The sequence below is a fragment of the Escherichia coli genome (assembly GCF_036503815.1).
Taxonomy (GTDB): domain Bacteria; phylum Pseudomonadota; class Gammaproteobacteria; order Enterobacterales; family Enterobacteriaceae; genus Escherichia; species Escherichia coli_F.
The window spans coordinates 748335-763416 of sequence record NZ_AP027764.1 but is presented as its reverse complement, the minus strand read 5'-3'; the positions used below and the strand labels follow the sequence as shown (position 1 = coordinate 763416).

Here is a 15082-nt window from a genome sequence, read left to right as displayed (position 1 = left end):
TTTTATCCTTGCCTGATTAACGTTTTCCGCTGTGCAACCAGAACGGTTCCTGATTGTTTGCCTCATTACGGAAATGTTCAATTTCAATGCGTTGCCCGGTCGCAATGGCATGACGCAGTCCCTGCCAGTTCTCCAGCCAGGCTTGCGCGACGAGAGGATCGTAGTAACCCGCCAGCAACAATATTGAGTCAATGTCACGCGTCAGGCGCGGCAATTGGTCACGGTAGCGATCGCCTAATGGCTGGCAGAAAACGCTTTTCAGTTCAGCGGCATGGCGGGAAAGATGGATATCGGCAAAGCGTTTGAAAGAATCGCTGATTTTGCCCTGCGCTTTGGCATCTAAAAACGGCTGCCAGGCTTTGCTTACCAGCCATTCGGTCAACGCCAGCTTCGCCATCGCCGTTTCGGTAGAGTAGACCGCCGTTACGGCAGACACCGCAGATGCGATGGTCGCTTCGCATTGAGTCAGCAGGTCACGTAAGTGAGTGCTCGCTTTACGCGGCACAATGCCACCGAACAGCATCAGCGTATGACGGACCAGGCCAATGGCAGCCAGCACTTGCTCTTTCGCCGCATCGTTGCCGCGGACCCACAGTTCTTCATGATACTGCCATTGCGCTAACGCCAGCTCGAGCGCCGCTTCCAGCCCCTGCTCGACATCCGCTTTTGCCGCAACATGCAAAATGGTGGTGGGTTTGATTTCACGCGCAGGATTGCCCTGCGCCAGATGATAGCCACGCGCCGCTTTGCTCAGGCTGCCCTGACGTAATCCGGTTTGCGATACCAGTTGGTTCGCCAGTTTCAGCACCGCGCGCGTGTCGCCGCTAAGCAGTTCCAGTTCAAGCTCGCAGATAGGCTCAGCAAATTCGCCTGCCTTCACCTCGCCCTGATCGAGAGCGATTTCAATTTGGCTACCATCGACCTCTACCAGCCACTTTTCGCGATAAAAATCGGTGCTGAACAGCGGTTGTAAGCGGGAAGCGAGATCGGCAGGCAATTCGCCGTTCGGCCAGACTTCCGTCGGTAACTGCGCCAGGTCGAGCGTCGGTTCGCTCAACGCCACGTTATATTCCGGGCGCTGGTGTAAGCCGCCTGTCACTCTTCCTGCAACTTTCATGGTCATCTCATAGCGACCGTTTTCGCCACGGATACGTAAGCCCATGTCGTGCCCACGCAGCCAGTTATCCAGCGTTTCGTAGTAAATATTCAGCAACTGCACGGGGTCATGGTGCTCGCCGCCCAGCGTATTGAGATGGTCACGCAACGCCTCAACGGCACTGTGATTAACAATAAACTTTAATTCGATTTCCTGAGCCATCCTTCCTCCACTGGGTACTCCCCCCCAACGTAGGCGGGAGGGGAATTTGGGCTGTTAAGCCCGCAGTTTATCAGCCACGCTGATTCTGAATATACTTTTTCACAACTTCCAGCGGTGCTCCACCACATGAACCGATGAAATAAGAGCGTGACCAGAGTACGGGCTTTGAATACGCGGCGCGCAAATCAATAAAATCATTCCGCAGCCGCCTACTGGTAACGGACTTAAGGCTGTTTACCAGCTTTGTGAGTTGCACCAACGGTGGGTATTCAATCAGCATGTGAACATGATCTGCCTCGCCGTCACATTCCTTTAACTCGGCGCCAAAGTCCGCGCATACCTCCGCTACATACTGACGCATGTTTGCATGATGCAATTCACCAAAAACTGGACGGCGGTATTTTGTCATAAAAACAACGTGAACATGCAACAGGTAAGCTGAATAGCGTGAACGATTGATTTCGCACACGTATTGATCCTCCCAAAAAAATGTGGATATATTGTACATTCTAAATAACCACATACTGAATGCAAAATGTTAATCCAGAAAGCATATAAATACAGGCTCTACCCCACTGACCAGCAGGCGCAAAGGTTGCGTCAGTTGTGCGGTTGCGCTCGCTTTGTCTGGAACTATGCACTGAATGAAACACTGAGCATTCATGACGCGGGCGGAAAAATTCCGTCAGCTTTCGACCTGAATAAACGACTTACGGGCTGGAAAAAACTCCCTGAGCTGGCCTTTCTTGCTGAGGGTTACACTGACAACCTCCAGCAGAAACTGAAAGACCTGCGGAGCGCATGGGATCGCTGTTTTGATAAATCCCTGACGGCTGAAAAGCCCGTTTTCAAAAAGAAAACCAAAGGCTGCGACTCTATCCGGTTCGTCAATTTCAGCAAATATTGTGGGCTGGATTATGGCCGTGTGAAACTCCCGTCAGGACTGGGCTGGGTTAAATTTCGTCAGTCCCGGAAGATTGAAGGCGTCATTAAAAATTGCACCATCAGCCAGCATGCCGGACACTGGTATGTGTCTTTTCAGGTCGAATTAGCTGTTACCGATCCGATTCACGCATCGACCAGCGCAATAGGCCTGGATGCAGGTATAACGAAGCTGGCAACACTTTCAGACGGCACTGTCTTTGAACCGGTAAACAGCTTTAAAAAAAATCAGGATAAGCTGGCTCGCTTACAGCGCCGTCTGGCCCGGATGGTTAAATTCTCCGCCAACTGGAAAAAGCAGAAAGCGAAGATTTCCCGTTTCCACTCTCATATCGCAAACATCCGCCGCGATTACCTTCATAAAACCACGACGACGATCAGCAAAAACCACGCGATGATAGTCATTGAGGATTTAAAGGTTGCGAACGTGTCAAAATCAGCAGCGGGTACGGTAGACCAGCCGGGGCGCAACGTCGCGGCAAAATCAGGTCTTAACCGGGCGATACTGGATCAGGGCTGGGCAGAAATGCGCCGCCAGCTCGAATATAAGCAGGCATGGCGCGGCGGTGATGTGCTGGCGATTAATCCGGCGTACACCAGTCAGAAATGCGCATGTTGTGGGCATACATCGAAAAATAACCGCAGGACGCAGGCGAGCTTTATCTGTACCGCGTGCGGCTATACGGCAAACGCCGATGTAAACGGCGCTCGCAATATATTAACAGCAGGTTTTGAAGTCATGGCGGCAGGACAAATATTGCCGTCAGTCCGTAAAGGACGCGCCCGTAAGGCGGCGTAAACCGTCGAGCGAGGAACCGGGCAATGCGGCAACGTATTGCTACCCTGACAAGGGAATCCCCCTACTGAGTCGCTTTGCGCGAAGGTGGGGGAGGATGTCAAGGCCTTTACTTATCGGTTATGTCACATAAGTGACGATGAACGGCGAACTTAATGCGATCTTTTTTGTCAGTAGATAGTATTTTGCGCCAAATTGCCATGCAACGGGCAATTTGACGGGCGTAAAAGTTTGAAGCAGTGGCAAGACCTGACACAGAGGATTCCGATTGATGTCGAATGCTTTGCGTAGCGACACTGATGCCACTACTATCGTTCCACTTTCCATGACAATAACGACAGCCTGATGCCAAAATTACGCCTGATCGGATTAACTTTACTCGCACTTAGCGCGACTGCCGTCTCACACGCTGAAGAAACGCGCTATGTTTCCGACGAACTGAATACCTGGGTCCGTAGCGGTCCGGGAGACCATTATCGCCTCGTGGGCACGGTTAACGCCGGCGAGGAAGTGACCTTATTACAAACTGACGCCAACACCAATTATGCCCAGGTGAAAGACAGCTCTGGCCGTACCGCCTGGATCCCGTTGAAACAACTTAGCACAGAGCCAAGCCTGCGCTCCCGTGTGCCAGATCTGGAAAATCAGGTCAAAACCCTGACCGATAAGCTCACCAATATCGATAACACCTGGAATCAGCGCACCGCAGAAATGCAGCAAAAAGTGGCGCAGAGCGACAGCGTGATCAACGGGTTAAAAGAAGAAAATCAGAAACTGAAAAACGAGCTGATTGTCGCGCAGAAAAAGGTCGATGCCGCCAGCGTGCAGCTGGATGACAAACAGCGCACCATCATCATGCAGTGGTTTATGTATGGTGGCGGCGTGCTGGGGCTTGGCTTGCTGCTCGGTCTGGTACTGCCGCACCTGATCCCAACGCGCAAACGTAAAGATCGCTGGATGAACTAAATCGCCTTCTTCGTTGCACTGTCTTATTATTAGGAATTGTGTATTTGACGAAGGGATGATGGCGTGAAGATTTATCTGGTCGGTGGTGCTGTTCGGGATGCATTGTTAGGGCTACCGGTCAAAGACAGAGATTGGGTGGTAGTCGGTAGTACACCACAGGAGATGCTCGACGCGGGCTACCAGCAGGTAGGCCGCGATTTTCCTGTTTTTCTGCATCCGCAAACGCATGAAGAGTATGCGCTGGCACGTACCGAACGGAAATCCGGTTCCGGTTACACCGGTTTTACCTGCTATGCCGCACCGGATGTCACGCTGGAAGATGATCTTAAGCGGCGCGATCTGACCATTAATGCGCTGGCCCAGGACGATAACGGCGAGATTATCGACCCGTACAACGGTCTGGGCGATCTGCAAAATCGTCTGTTGCGCCATGTTTCCCCCGCTTTTGGCGAAGATCCGTTACGCGTACTGCGCGTGGCGCGTTTTGCTGCGCGTTATGCCCACCTCGGTTTTCGTATTGCCGATGAAACTCTGGCGCTGATGCGCGAGATGACCCACGCGGGTGAACTGGAACACCTGACGCCTGAACGGGTGTGGAAAGAGACGGAAAGCGCCCTCACTACCCGCAATCCCCAGGTGTTCTTCCAGGTACTGCGCGATTGCGGCGCACTGCGCGTTTTATTCCCGGAAATTGACGCCCTGTTTGGCGTTCCGGCCCCTGCCAAGTGGCATCCGGAAATCGACACCGGTATTCACACCTTAATGACGCTCTCAATGGCGGCGATGCTAAGTCCGCAGGTCGATGTCCGTTTCGCAACGCTATGCCACGATCTCGGTAAAGGACTGACGCCGCCAGAACTTTGGCCGCGTCATCATGGTCATGGCCCGGCGGGTGTGAAGTTAGTGGAACAACTATGCCAGCGTCTGCGCGTGCCAAATGAAATTCGCGATTTAGCCAGACTGGTGGCTGAGTTTCACGATCTCATCCACACCTTCCCAATGCTGAACCCAAAAACCATCGTCAAACTATTTGATTCCATCGACGCCTGGCGTAAACCGCAGCGTGTCGAGCAACTGGCGCTGACCAGCGAGGCTGATGTGCGCGGCAGAACCGGTTTTGAATCAGCGGACTACCCGCAAGGCCGCTGGTTGCGCGAAGCCTGGGAAGTGGCACAGTCAGTGCCGACAAAAGCCGTCGTTGAAGCGGGATTTAAAGGTGTGGAGATTCGCGAGGAGCTGACCCGACGGCGGATTGCGGCGGTAGCCAGCTGGAAGGAACAACGTTGTCCAAAGCCTGATTAAGCACTTGAATTTCAATTTATTGCAAACACCGGCCAGGTCGGATAAGACGCACAAGCGTCATATCCGACACTATTCCTCAATCAAAAGAACACGACATACACCGCAGCCGCCACAATAAAGCGATAAATGGCGAAAGGGATAAACGAAATGCGCTTAATCAATTGCAGGAAGGTTTTAATCGCTATCAGCGCCACCACAAAAGCGGTGATAAACCCAACGGCAAACATCGGGATATCGCCGGTTGTCAGGAAGCCCCAGCTTTTGTAGAGATCGAGCGCCGTTGCGCCCATCATCATCGGCACCGCCAGCAGGAACGAGAACTCAGAAGCCGCATAACGGCTCACACCCATCAGCATCCCACCTGAAATGGTCGCCCCGGAACGGGAGAAACCAGGCCACAGCGCCAGACACTGGAAGCAGCCAATCATAAACGCCTGACGATAGGTCATATCATCGAGACCCGGCGCACGCGGTTCTTTTGGTTTCAGGCATTCGGCGGCAATCAGCAACAGACCGCCAACGACCAGCGCATACATCACATTTATTGGATTAAACAACGACTTAATCGTGTCGTGGAACAACAGCCCCAGTACTACCGCTGGGATCATGCCAAGCAGAATGTGGATCAGCGTTAAACGGCCTTTGCTTTCTCCTTCGTGTTGCAGCGGACGACCAAAGTGAATGCCAATCAAGCCAAACAGACGCCGCCAGAACATCACTACTACCGCCAGAATTGATCCTAACTGGATCACGACTTCAAAGGTTTTCGCCGTGTCGCCCTCAAATCCCAACAAGTGACCGACAATAATCATATGGCCCGTGCTGGATACCGGCAGAAATTCTGTCAATCCTTCGACCACACCCAATATTGCCGCTATCAGCAGCGAGTGCATATCGCTCATCAATAAACCCCTAAATTATAAAAATGTAACGCTTGTCCAAACTACTGCAGTATGACCAGGTTATAACCGTTTGGTTTAACAGCTGTAAAATTAATTATTTTCTTTCAGATTATTGCCACGCTCAATGATGACGCCAACATTCGCCGCCCGCGCCACTGCGCCTGGCTTGCTGAGTTTGATACGCACCCACGGCGAGTTGAAGCGTGCTAACAGCAGCTCCGCCACCTCTTCCGCCACACGTTCCACCAGCGCAAAACGCGCGCCCTCGACGTGGCTGACTACCGTTTCTGCAATGTCAGCGTAACTGAGGCAATCCGCCACATCATCACTTTTCGCCGCTTTACGGTTATCCCACGCCATTTCGATATCGAACACTAACTTCTGTTCGATGGTCTGTTCCCAGTCGTAAACACCAATAGTGGTGATTACCGAAAGTTGCTCTATAAATACAATATCCATCACGTCCTGCCTGCTTTTTGGCTAACCGGATACCACTTCCGGCGAAATGTGCGTATTATCCACAGATTCATCGTTGAACACGAATTTTCAAAACGGAACAGCTTATGAGTGCAATCGCGCCTGGAATGATCCTCATCGCGTACCTCTGCGGCTCCATTTCCAGTGCCATTCTGGTTTGCCGCTTGTGTGGGCTGCCCGATCCGCGAACCAGCGGCTCCGGTAATCCTGGCGCAACCAATGTGTTACGTATCGGTGGCAAGGGAGCAGCCGTAGCAGTACTGATTTTCGACGTTCTGAAAGGAATGTTGCCCGTCTGGGGCGCGTATGAATTAGGTGTCAGCCCATTCTGGCTAGGCTTAATTGCCATCGCCGCCTGCCTTGGACACATCTGGCCCGTTTTCTTCGGTTTTAAAGGAGGAAAAGGCGTTGCTACCGCTTTTGGTGCCATCGCACCAATTGGCTGGGATCTCACCGGAGTAATGGCGGGAACCTGGTTACTGACCGTGCTATTGAGCGGATACTCGTCGCTGGGAGCGATTGTCAGCGCACTGATTGCTCCATTTTACGTCTGGTGGTTTAAGCCACAATTCACCTTCCCGGTTTCGATGCTCTCATGCCTGATCCTGCTGCGCCATCATGACAACATCCAGCGTCTGTGGCGTCGTCAGGAGACAAAAATCTGGACGAAATTCAAAAGAAAGCGCGAAAAGGATCCTGAGTGATTTTTCGCGAGTCTACATAACCTGATAGCCTTCGTCGGGCTTGCCTAGCCGCTGCTGGCACCATGCCGCCAGAAATTCCACGCAGACACGTAATTTCATGCTGCGATAGAGCGGCTCCCGGTAAACAGCCCAGATATTGGCGCTTTGTGCATACTCCGGCAATACTCGCACCAGTTTGCCACTCTCCAGAAACGGTAAAACATCCCACTCAGAACGCAGCATAATTCCTTTTCCTTCCAGCGCCCATTGCAGCACAATCTCGCCGCTATTGGAGGAAAGGTGCCCGCTTACCTTCACCGATTTTTTCTCCTGACCGTTCCCCAACTCCCATATTCCGTGGGTCATATCACGCTCTTTGGTCACAAGACAGTCATGACGACTTAATTCCTGCAAGGATAGTGGCTGCGGATATTTTTGCAGATACTCAGGTGCTGCACATAATATTCGTTTATTTTTTGTCAAAAGATGCGCAATATAATAATCAGGAATTTCGTCATTAATACGAATATCCAGATCAATATTATCCTGCACTAAATCAATTTGCCGATCGAACAATTCAAAATGCACCTGTAACTCAGGATAATTGCGCATCAGTTCGGTAATAGCTGGCGCAATATGGCTGCGCCCAAAACCAAAACTACAGCCAATACGAATCATCCCCTCCGGGCGCGTTTTGATTTGCGTGACGTCATCGACCAGTCGCTGATATTGGGTGAGGATTTCCAGCGCATGCTCGTAACAACGTTGGCCACTTTCAGTCAGCGCCACGCCGCGGGCGGAGCGGTTCAGCAGCGTTGTTGCCAGCGTATTTTCAAGGATTTGGATCCGCTTGGTGACAAATGCAGGCGTTTGCCCAAGCGTCGCCGCTGCAGCACTAAAACTCCCGCTGTGGACGATTTCTACCAGTACCTGCAAATCTTTGGCTAAAGGCCAGCTATTCAGCATCGTTAATTATCCGCAGTTGTGATAAGCGCAGTGTATTTCGCAAAACATTGCCATTCCCTGCTCTGGCGCAATATTCATTCTTATTTTCGCGTTGATTCACGAACTGTGAATTACATATTCACGGCGGCAAAAAATATAAAACCACATTTTTAGTGGTAGTTTGTGGCAGTGAATTTTTCCAGACAAATACATAAACTGGAGTTGCCATGATGAGCGAAAGTAATAAGCAACAGGCAGTGAATAAGTTGACGGAGATTGTCGCTAACTTTACCGCCATGATTTCTACCCGAATGCCCGATGACGTGGTGGACAAACTAAAACAGCTAAAGGATGCCGAAACGTCGTCGATGGGGAAAATCATCTACCACACGATGTTCGACAACATGCAAAAAGCAATCGACCTGAATCGTCCTGCCTGTCAGGACACCGGCGAAATCATGTTTTTTGTTAAGGTCGGTTCCCGTTTCCCACTGCTTGGCGAGCTGCAAAGCATTCTTAAGCAAGCCGTGGAAGAGGCAACCGTCAAAGCGCCACTGCGTCACAATGCGGTAGAAATTTTTGACGAAGTGAACACCGGCAAAAATACCGGCAGCGGCGTACCGTGGGTCACCTGGGATATCGTCCCCGACGGTGACGATGCGGAAATCGAAGTTTACATGGCAGGCGGCGGCTGCACGTTGCCTGGTCGTTCGAAAGTGTTAATGCCGTCGGAAGGCTACGAAGGCGTAGTGAAATTCGTCTTCGAAAATATCTCCACCCTCGCCGTAAACGCCTGTCCACCGGTACTGGTAGGCGTGGGCATCGCCACCTCGGTGGAAACCGCCGCTGTGCTCTCACGTAAAGCCATTTTGCGCCCGATTGGCAGCCGCCATCCCAATCCAAAAGCGGCAGAGCTGGAACTACGCCTGGAAGAAGGACTCAACCGTCTGGGGATTGGTCCACAGGGGCTGACTGGCAACAGTTCAGTGATGGGCGTACATATCGAATCTGCCGCCCGCCATCCGTCAACCATCGGCGTTGCTGTTTCTACCGGCTGCTGGGCGCATCGTCGCGGCACACTGCTGGTTCATGCCGATCTCACCTTTGAAAATCTGTCTCACACCCGGAGCGCGTTATGAAAAAGATCCTGACAACCCCGATCAAAGCTGAAGATCTGCAAGATATTCGCGTCGGCGATGTGATCTACCTGACCGGTACGCTGGTAACCTGCCGTGACGTTTGTCACCGTCGCTTGATCGAACTCAAACGTCCGATCCCTTACGATCTCAACGGCAAAGCGATTTTCCACGCTGGCCCCATCGTGCGCAAAAACGGCGACAAATGGGAGATGGTATCCGTCGGCCCGACAACCAGTATGCGTATGGAAAGTTTTGAACGTGAATTTATCGAACAGACCGGCGTGAAACTGGTGGTCGGCAAAGGCGGAATGGGGCCGCTGACCGAAGAAGGCTGCCAGAAATTCAAGGCGCTGCATGTGATTTTCCCGGCAGGCTGCGCAGTACTGGCGGCAACCCAGGTGGAAGAGATTGAAGAGGTGCACTGGACAGAACTCGGGATGCCGGAGTCGCTGTGGGTCTGCCGGGTCAAAGAGTTCGGTCCGCTGATTGTCTCTATTGATACCCACGGCAACAACCTGATAGCCGAAAACAAAAAGCTGTTCGCCGAACGCCGCGATCCCATCGTGGAAGAGATTTGCGAGCACGTCCACTACATCAAATAACCCTCCCGGAGAGGCTCACCCCCTCTCCTTTTTCGCAGGCATAACACGATGAAACCTTCCACTGAATGGTGGCGATACCTTGCGCCGCTGGCGGTCATCGCCATTATTGCTCTAATTCCGGTTCCCGCAGGGCTGGAGAGTCATACCTGGCTCTACTTTGCCGTTTTTACTGGCGTGATCGTTGGACTGATCCTCGAACCCGTGCCGGGTGCCGTGGTGGCGATGGTGGGTATCTCCATTATCGCCATTCTCTCGCCGTGGCTGCTGTTTAGCCCGGAGCAGCTCGCCCAGCCAGGTTTTAAGTTCACCGCCAAATCCCTCTCCTGGGCGGTTTCTGGTTTTTCTAATTCGGTTATCTGGCTGATTTTCGCCGCCTTTATGTTTGGCACAGGCTATGAAAAAACCGGGCTGGGGCGACGTATCGCACTGATTCTGGTGAAAAAGATGGGGCATCGTACGCTGTTTCTCGGCTATGCGGTGATGTTCTCCGAGCTGATCCTGGCACCTGTAACACCGTCCAACTCGGCGCGCGGTGCGGGGATTATCTATCCCATCATCCGTAACCTGCCACCGCTCTATCAATCACAACCAAACGACAGCAGTTCGCGCAGCATTGGCTCGTACATCATGTGGATGGGGATTGTTGCCGACTGCGTGACCAGCGCCATTTTCCTGACGGCGATGGCACCAAACTTGCTGTTAATTGGCCTGATGAAAAGCGCATCTCACGCCACGCTGAGTTGGGGCGACTGGTTTCTTGGCATGTTGCCGCTCAGCATTTTACTGGTTCTGCTGGTTCCCTGGCTGGCTTACGTGCTGTACCCGCCGGTACTGAAGTCTGGTGATCAGGTGCCGCGCTGGGCAGAGACGGAACTGCAGGCAATGGGCCCGCTCTGTTCTCGTGAAAAACGGATGCTGGGGCTGATGGTAGGCGCACTGGTGCTGTGGATTTTCGGCGGTGATTATATCGATGCCGCGATGGTCGGTTACAGCGTGGTGGCACTGATGCTGCTTCTGCGCATTATCTGCTGGGACGATATTGTCAGTAATAAAGCGGCGTGGAACGTTTTCTTCTGGCTGGCCTCGCTTATCACCCTCGCTACCGGACTCAACAACACCGGTTTTATTAGCTGGTTTGGCAAACTGTTAGCAGGCAGCTTAAGCGGTTATTCGCCAACGATGGTGATGGTGGCGTTGATTGTGGTCTTTTATCTGCTGCGCTACTTCTTTGCCAGCGCCACGGCGTATACCTCCGCTCTCGCGCCGATGATGATTGCCGCCGCGCTGGCAATGCCGGAAATCCCGCTTCCCGTGTTCTGCCTGATGGTTGGCGCGGCCATTGGTCTGGGGAGCATTCTTACACCATACGCCACCGGACCCAGTCCGATTTACTACGGTAGTGGTTATCTGCCAACGGTGGATTACTGGCGACTGGGGGCGATTTTTGGGCTGATATTCCTCGTGTTGCTGGTGATTACCGGCTTACTGTGGATGCCCGTGGTGTTGCTTTAAGTGAGGACGGTGCCGGAAGTGACTCTCCGGCACCTAATAGTTTTACGCGGCCGGTAACTCTGCCAGCGGCCAGCGCGGACGCACGCTAACGCCGAGATCCGCCGTCGCGCCTGCTTTAAACCGCACCATTCCGGCATAGGCGATCATCGCGCCGTTATCAGTACAAAATTCCGGACGCGCGTAGAACACTTCGCCACGGCGTTTTTTCATCATTTCAGCCAGCTTCGCCCGTAACGTGCGGTTAGCACTCACGCCGCCTGCCATTACCAGTCGCTTAAAGCCCGTCTGATCCAGCGCTCGCTTACACTTAATCATCAACGTATCGACCACCGCATCTTCAAAGGCGCGGGCGATATCAGCACGCGTCTGGTCGTCGGTGCCGTTGTCACGAATCGTGTTCGCCGCAAAGGTTTTCAGACCAGAAAAGCTGAAATCCAGCCCCGGACGGTCGGTCATCGGACGCGGGAAGACAAAGCGCCCGGCAGTACCCTGAGCCGCCATTTTCGACAGTAATGGCCCGCCAGGATAATCCAGCCCCAGCAGCTTCGCGGTTTTATCAAACGCTTCCCCGGCGGCATCATCGATAGACTCTCCGAGCAGCTCGTACTGACCAATGCCAGTCACGCTGATTAACTGCGTATGACCGCCGGAAACCAGCAGCGCGACAAACGGAAATTCCGGTGGGTTATCTTCCAGCATCGGCGCTAACAGATGCCCTTCCATATGGTGTACCGGGATCGCCGGAACGCCCCAGGCAAATGCCAGCGAACGCCCGACCGTTGCGCCAACCAACAGCGCACCGACTAATCCAGGGCCTGCAGTATAGGCCACGGCGTCAATGTCTTTTGCCGTTAAACCGGACTCTTTCAGCGCCGCCTGGATCAACGGTACGGTTTTACGCACGTGATCGCGGGAGGCCAGTTCAGGCACGACGCCGCCGTAGTCAGCGTGCAATTTCACCTGACTATACAATTGGTTGGCTAACAAACCTTTTTCATCGTCGTAAATGGCGATGCCGGTTTCATCGCAGGAAGTTTCAATACCCAGTACACGCATGACTTGTTTTACCTCGCTTTATTACCGCGCAGTGTAGGACCAATGCGGGTTGATGTAAAACTTTGTTCGCCCCTGGAGAAAGCCTCGTGTATACTCCTCACCCTTATAAAAGTCCCTTTCAAAAAAGGCCGCGGTGCTTTACAAAGCAGCAGCAATTGCAGTAAAATTCCGCACCATTTTGAAATAAGCTGGCGTTGATGCCAGCGGCAAACCGAATTAATCAAAGGTGAGAGGCACATGCCGGTAATTAAAGTACGTGAAAACGAGCCGTTCGACGTAGCTCTGCGTCGCTTCAAGCGTTCCTGCGAAAAAGCAGGTGTTCTGGCGGAAGTTCGTCGTCGTGAGTTCTATGAAAAACCGACTACCGAACGTAAGCGCGCTAAAGCTTCTGCAGTGAAACGTCACGCGAAGAAACTGGCTCGCGAAAACGCACGCCGCACTCGTCTGTACTAATTCCCCGAGAGCGTTGCTCTCCGATCAGACCGAGTTGTAGTTGTAAGGCCGTGCTTCCGAAAGGAATGCGCGGCTTATTTTCGTTTATGAATTGCTAAAAATCGGGGCCTATGGCTGGACGAATCCCACGCGTATTCATTAATGATCTGCTGGCACGCACTGACATCGTCGATCTGATCGATGCCCGTGTAAAGCTGAAAAAGCAGGGCAAGAATTTTCACGCGTGTTGTCCATTCCACAACGAGAAAACCCCGTCATTCACCGTTAACGGTGAGAAACAGTTTTACCACTGCTTTGGATGTGGCGCGCACGGCAACGCGATCGACTTCCTGATGAACTATGACAAGCTCGAGTTCGTCGAAACGGTCGAAGAGCTGGCGGCAATGCACAATCTTGAAGTGCCATTTGAAGCAGGCAGCGGCCCCAGTCAGATCGAACGCCATCAACGGCAAACGCTTTATCAGTTGATGGACGGTCTGAATACGTTTTACCAACAATCTTTACAGCAACCTGTTGCCACGTCTGCGCGCCAGTATCTGGAAAAACGCGGACTAAGCCACGAGGTTATCGCCCGCTTTGCGATTGGTTTTGCGCCCCCCGGCTGGGACAACGTCCTGAAACGGTTTGGCGGTAATCCAGAAAATCGTCAGTCATTGATTGATGCGGGCATGTTGGTCACCAACGATCAGGGGCGTAGTTACGATCGTTTCCGCGAGCGGGTGATGTTCCCCATTCGCGATAAACGCGGTCGGGTAATTGGTTTTGGCGGGCGCGTGCTGGGCAACGATACCCCCAAATACCTGAACTCGCCGGAAACCGATATTTTCCATAAAGGCCGCCAGCTTTACGGTCTTTATGAAGCGCAGCAGGATAACGCTGAACCCAATCGTCTGCTTGTGGTCGAAGGCTATATGGACGTGGTGGCGCTGGCGCAGTACGGTATTAATTACGCCGTTGCGTCGTTAGGTACGTCAACCACCGCCGATCACATACAACTGTTGTTCCGCGCGACCAACAATGTCATTTGCTGTTATGACGGCGACCGTGCAGGCCGCGATGCCGCCTGGCGAGCGTTGGAAACGGCGTTGCCTTACATGACAGACGGACGGCAGCTACGTTTTATGTTTTTGCCTGATGGCGAAGACCCTGACACGCTGGTGCGCAAAGAAGGTAAAGAAGCGTTTGAAGCGCGGATGGAGCAGGCGATGCCGCTCTCCGCTTTTCTGTTTAACAGTCTGATGCCGCAAGTTGATCTGAGTACCCCTGACGGGCGCGCACGTTTGAGTACGCTGGCACTGCCATTGATATCGCAGGTGCCGGGCGAAACGCTGCGAATATATCTTCGTCAGGAATTAGGCAACAAATTAGGCATACTTGATGACAGCCAGCTTGAACGATTAATGCCAAAAGCGGCGGAGAGCAGCGTTTCTCGCCCTGTTCCACAGCTAAAACGCACGACCATGCGTATACTTATAGGGTTGCTGGTGCAAAATCCAGAATTAGCGACATTGGTCCCGCCGCTTGAGAATCTGGATGAAAATAAGCTCCCTGGACTTGGCTTATTCAGAGAACTGGTCAACACTTGTCTCTCTCAGCCAGGTCTGACCACCGGGCAACTTTTAGAGCACTATCGTGGTACAAATAATGCTGCCACCCTTGAAAAACTGTCGATGTGGGACGATATAGCAGATAGGAATATTGCTGAGCAAACCTTCACCGACTCACTCAACCATATGTTTGATTCGCTGCTTGAACTGCGCCAGGAAGAGTTAATCGCTCGTGAGCGCACGCATGGTTTAAGCAACGAAGAACGCCTGGAGCTCTGGACATTAAACCAGGAGCTGGCGAAAAAGTAATTTAACGGCTTAAGTGCCGAAGAGCGATCGGGAAGCCCCCGACAGCCGCACTGAGAGGCAGCGGCAAATATATAAGTACGCCCTCGTAATTATCGTTGGCGGTAAATAACCGTTGGATTTCAGCGTTAACGGC

At 52.6% G+C, this 15082-nt stretch carries 15 protein-coding genes; 9 read left to right on the top strand and 6 right to left on the bottom strand.

Going from position 1 to position 15082, the window contains the following annotated elements; translation table 11 throughout:
• Window positions 1-16 precede the first annotated feature (16 nt).
• Both ygiF and tnpA read right to left on the bottom strand, forming a co-directional pair.
• Window positions 17-1318, bottom strand: coding sequence for an inorganic triphosphatase (gene ygiF / locus AABJ99_RS03665; RefSeq protein ID WP_039021371.1), 1302 nt, complete (start codon window positions 1316-1318; stop codon window positions 17-19).
• Window positions 1319-1388: 70 nt separating this feature from the next.
• Complete coding sequence (gene tnpA / locus AABJ99_RS03660) at window positions 1389-1841, bottom strand: IS200/IS605-like element ISEc41 family transposase (protein WP_000266196.1); 453 nt, start codon at window positions 1839-1841, stop codon at window positions 1389-1391.
• A gap of 12 nt (window positions 1842-1853) precedes the next feature.
• Between tnpA and AABJ99_RS03655 the strand changes: the two genes are divergently transcribed.
• The 3 genes from AABJ99_RS03655 (at window position 1854) to cca (ending at window position 5324) form a co-directional block, all read left to right on the top strand.
• On the top strand, window positions 1854-3059 hold the full coding sequence (locus AABJ99_RS03655; RefSeq protein ID WP_039021370.1) for an RNA-guided endonuclease InsQ/TnpB family protein: 1206 nt from the start codon (window positions 1854-1856) through the stop codon (window positions 3057-3059).
• A 342-nt stretch (window positions 3060-3401) separates the two neighbouring features.
• On the top strand, window positions 3402-4022 hold the full coding sequence (gene ygiM, locus AABJ99_RS03650) for a TIGR04211 family SH3 domain-containing protein (protein ID WP_001125332.1): 621 nt from the start codon (window positions 3402-3404) through the stop codon (window positions 4020-4022).
• 63 nt (window positions 4023-4085) lie between these two features.
• On the top strand, window positions 4086-5324 hold the full coding sequence (gene cca / locus AABJ99_RS03645) for a fused tRNA nucleotidyltransferase/2',3'-cyclic phosphodiesterase/2' nucleotidase/phosphatase Cca (protein ID WP_001551671.1): 1239 nt from the start codon (window positions 4086-4088) through the stop codon (window positions 5322-5324).
• 80 nt (window positions 5325-5404) lie between these two features.
• On the opposite strand, the gene bacA is transcribed toward cca, so the two are convergent.
• Together bacA and folB are read right to left on the bottom strand one after the other, a co-directional pair.
• Entirely contained in the window at window positions 5405-6226 is an 822-nt protein-coding gene (bacA, locus tag AABJ99_RS03640; protein WP_001305111.1) for an undecaprenyl-diphosphate phosphatase, read from the bottom strand.
• Window positions 6227-6316: 90 nt separating this feature from the next.
• Window positions 6317-6685, bottom strand: a complete 369-nt coding sequence (gene folB / locus AABJ99_RS03635) for a bifunctional dihydroneopterin aldolase/7,8-dihydroneopterin epimerase (protein ID WP_001295541.1) — start codon at window positions 6683-6685, stop codon at window positions 6317-6319.
• A 104-nt stretch (window positions 6686-6789) separates the two neighbouring features.
• On the opposite strand from folB, the gene plsY reads away from it, so the two are divergent.
• The gene (plsY, locus tag AABJ99_RS03630) at window positions 6790-7407 is read left to right on the top strand and encodes a glycerol-3-phosphate 1-O-acyltransferase PlsY (RefSeq protein WP_001272796.1); all 618 of its coding nucleotides are present in this window, start codon (window positions 6790-6792) and stop codon (window positions 7405-7407) included.
• A 12-nt stretch (window positions 7408-7419) separates the two neighbouring features.
• On the opposite strand, the gene ttdR is transcribed toward plsY, so the two are convergent.
• Entirely contained in the window at window positions 7420-8352 is a 933-nt protein-coding gene (gene ttdR / locus AABJ99_RS03625) for an L-tartrate utilization transcriptional activator TtdR (RefSeq protein WP_000935203.1), read from the bottom strand.
• A 206-nt stretch (window positions 8353-8558) separates the two neighbouring features.
• Between ttdR and ttdA the strand changes: the two genes are divergently transcribed.
• Genes ttdA through ttdT form a run of 3 tightly spaced genes read left to right on the top strand, consistent with a single transcriptional unit; the run spans window position 8559 to window position 11584 of the window.
• The gene (gene ttdA / locus AABJ99_RS03620; protein WP_000986806.1) at window positions 8559-9470 is read left to right on the top strand and encodes a L(+)-tartrate dehydratase subunit alpha; all 912 of its coding nucleotides are present in this window, start codon (window positions 8559-8561) and stop codon (window positions 9468-9470) included.
• The gene (gene ttdB, locus AABJ99_RS03615) at window positions 9467-10072 is read left to right on the top strand and encodes a L(+)-tartrate dehydratase subunit beta (protein ID WP_000722957.1); all 606 of its coding nucleotides are present in this window, start codon (window positions 9467-9469) and stop codon (window positions 10070-10072) included. The genes ttdA and ttdB overlap by 4 nt, the downstream gene beginning before the upstream one ends.
• Before the next feature lie 48 nt (window positions 10073-10120).
• Entirely contained in the window at window positions 10121-11584 is a 1464-nt protein-coding gene (ttdT, locus tag AABJ99_RS03610; protein WP_000804924.1) for an L-tartrate/succinate antiporter, read from the top strand.
• Window positions 11585-11626: 42 nt separating this feature from the next.
• Here ttdT and tsaD read toward each other — a convergent pair whose 3' ends face one another.
• Window positions 11627-12640 carry a tRNA (adenosine(37)-N6)-threonylcarbamoyltransferase complex transferase subunit TsaD gene (gene tsaD, locus AABJ99_RS03605; protein ID WP_001264356.1) on the bottom strand — a complete coding sequence of 338 codons (1014 nt, stop codon included), beginning with the start codon at window positions 12638-12640 and terminating at the stop codon, window positions 11627-11629.
• A 237-nt stretch (window positions 12641-12877) separates the two neighbouring features.
• Between tsaD and rpsU the strand changes: the two genes are divergently transcribed.
• Entirely contained in the window at window positions 12878-13093 is a 216-nt protein-coding gene (gene rpsU / locus AABJ99_RS03600; protein WP_001144069.1) for a 30S ribosomal protein S21, read from the top strand.
• Window positions 13094-13203: 110 nt separating this feature from the next.
• Window positions 13204-14949 (top strand): DNA primase, encoded by a 1746-nt coding sequence (gene dnaG, locus AABJ99_RS03595; RefSeq protein WP_000918834.1) that lies wholly within the window; start codon window positions 13204-13206, stop codon window positions 14947-14949.
• Window positions 14950-15082 lie beyond the last annotated feature (133 nt).

What these genes read in the sequence shown, in the direction of transcription:
- tnpA (WP_000266196.1), bottom strand. Translation starts at nt 1,841, where the DNA reads ATGTGGTTATTTAGAATGTACAATATATCCACATTTTTTTGGGAGGAT.
- ygiM (WP_001125332.1), top strand. Translation starts at nt 3,402, where the DNA reads ATGCCAAAATTACGCCTGATCGGATTAACTTTACTCGCACTTAGCGCG.
- plsY (WP_001272796.1), top strand. Translation starts at nt 6,790, where the DNA reads ATGAGTGCAATCGCGCCTGGAATGATCCTCATCGCGTACCTCTGCGGC.
- ttdA (WP_000986806.1), top strand. Translation starts at nt 8,559, where the DNA reads ATGATGAGCGAAAGTAATAAGCAACAGGCAGTGAATAAGTTGACGGAG.
- tsaD (WP_001264356.1), bottom strand. Translation starts at nt 12,640, where the DNA reads ATGCGTGTACTGGGTATTGAAACTTCCTGCGATGAAACCGGCATCGCC.
- ttdB (WP_000722957.1), top strand. Translation starts at nt 9,467, where the DNA reads ATGAAAAAGATCCTGACAACCCCGATCAAAGCTGAAGATCTGCAAGAT.
- AABJ99_RS03655 (WP_039021370.1), top strand. Translation starts at nt 1,854, where the DNA reads ATGTTAATCCAGAAAGCATATAAATACAGGCTCTACCCCACTGACCAG.
- ygiF (WP_039021371.1), bottom strand. Translation starts at nt 1,318, where the DNA reads ATGGCTCAGGAAATCGAATTAAAGTTTATTGTTAATCACAGTGCCGTT.
- rpsU (WP_001144069.1), top strand. Translation starts at nt 12,878, where the DNA reads ATGCCGGTAATTAAAGTACGTGAAAACGAGCCGTTCGACGTAGCTCTG.
- bacA (WP_001305111.1), bottom strand. Translation starts at nt 6,226, where the DNA reads ATGAGCGATATGCACTCGCTGCTGATAGCGGCAATATTGGGTGTGGTC.
- ttdR (WP_000935203.1), bottom strand. Translation starts at nt 8,352, where the DNA reads ATGCTGAATAGCTGGCCTTTAGCCAAAGATTTGCAGGTACTGGTAGAA.
- dnaG (WP_000918834.1), top strand. Translation starts at nt 13,204, where the DNA reads ATGGCTGGACGAATCCCACGCGTATTCATTAATGATCTGCTGGCACGC.
- folB (WP_001295541.1), bottom strand. Translation starts at nt 6,685, where the DNA reads ATGGATATTGTATTTATAGAGCAACTTTCGGTAATCACCACTATTGGT.
- ttdT (WP_000804924.1), top strand. Translation starts at nt 10,121, where the DNA reads ATGAAACCTTCCACTGAATGGTGGCGATACCTTGCGCCGCTGGCGGTC.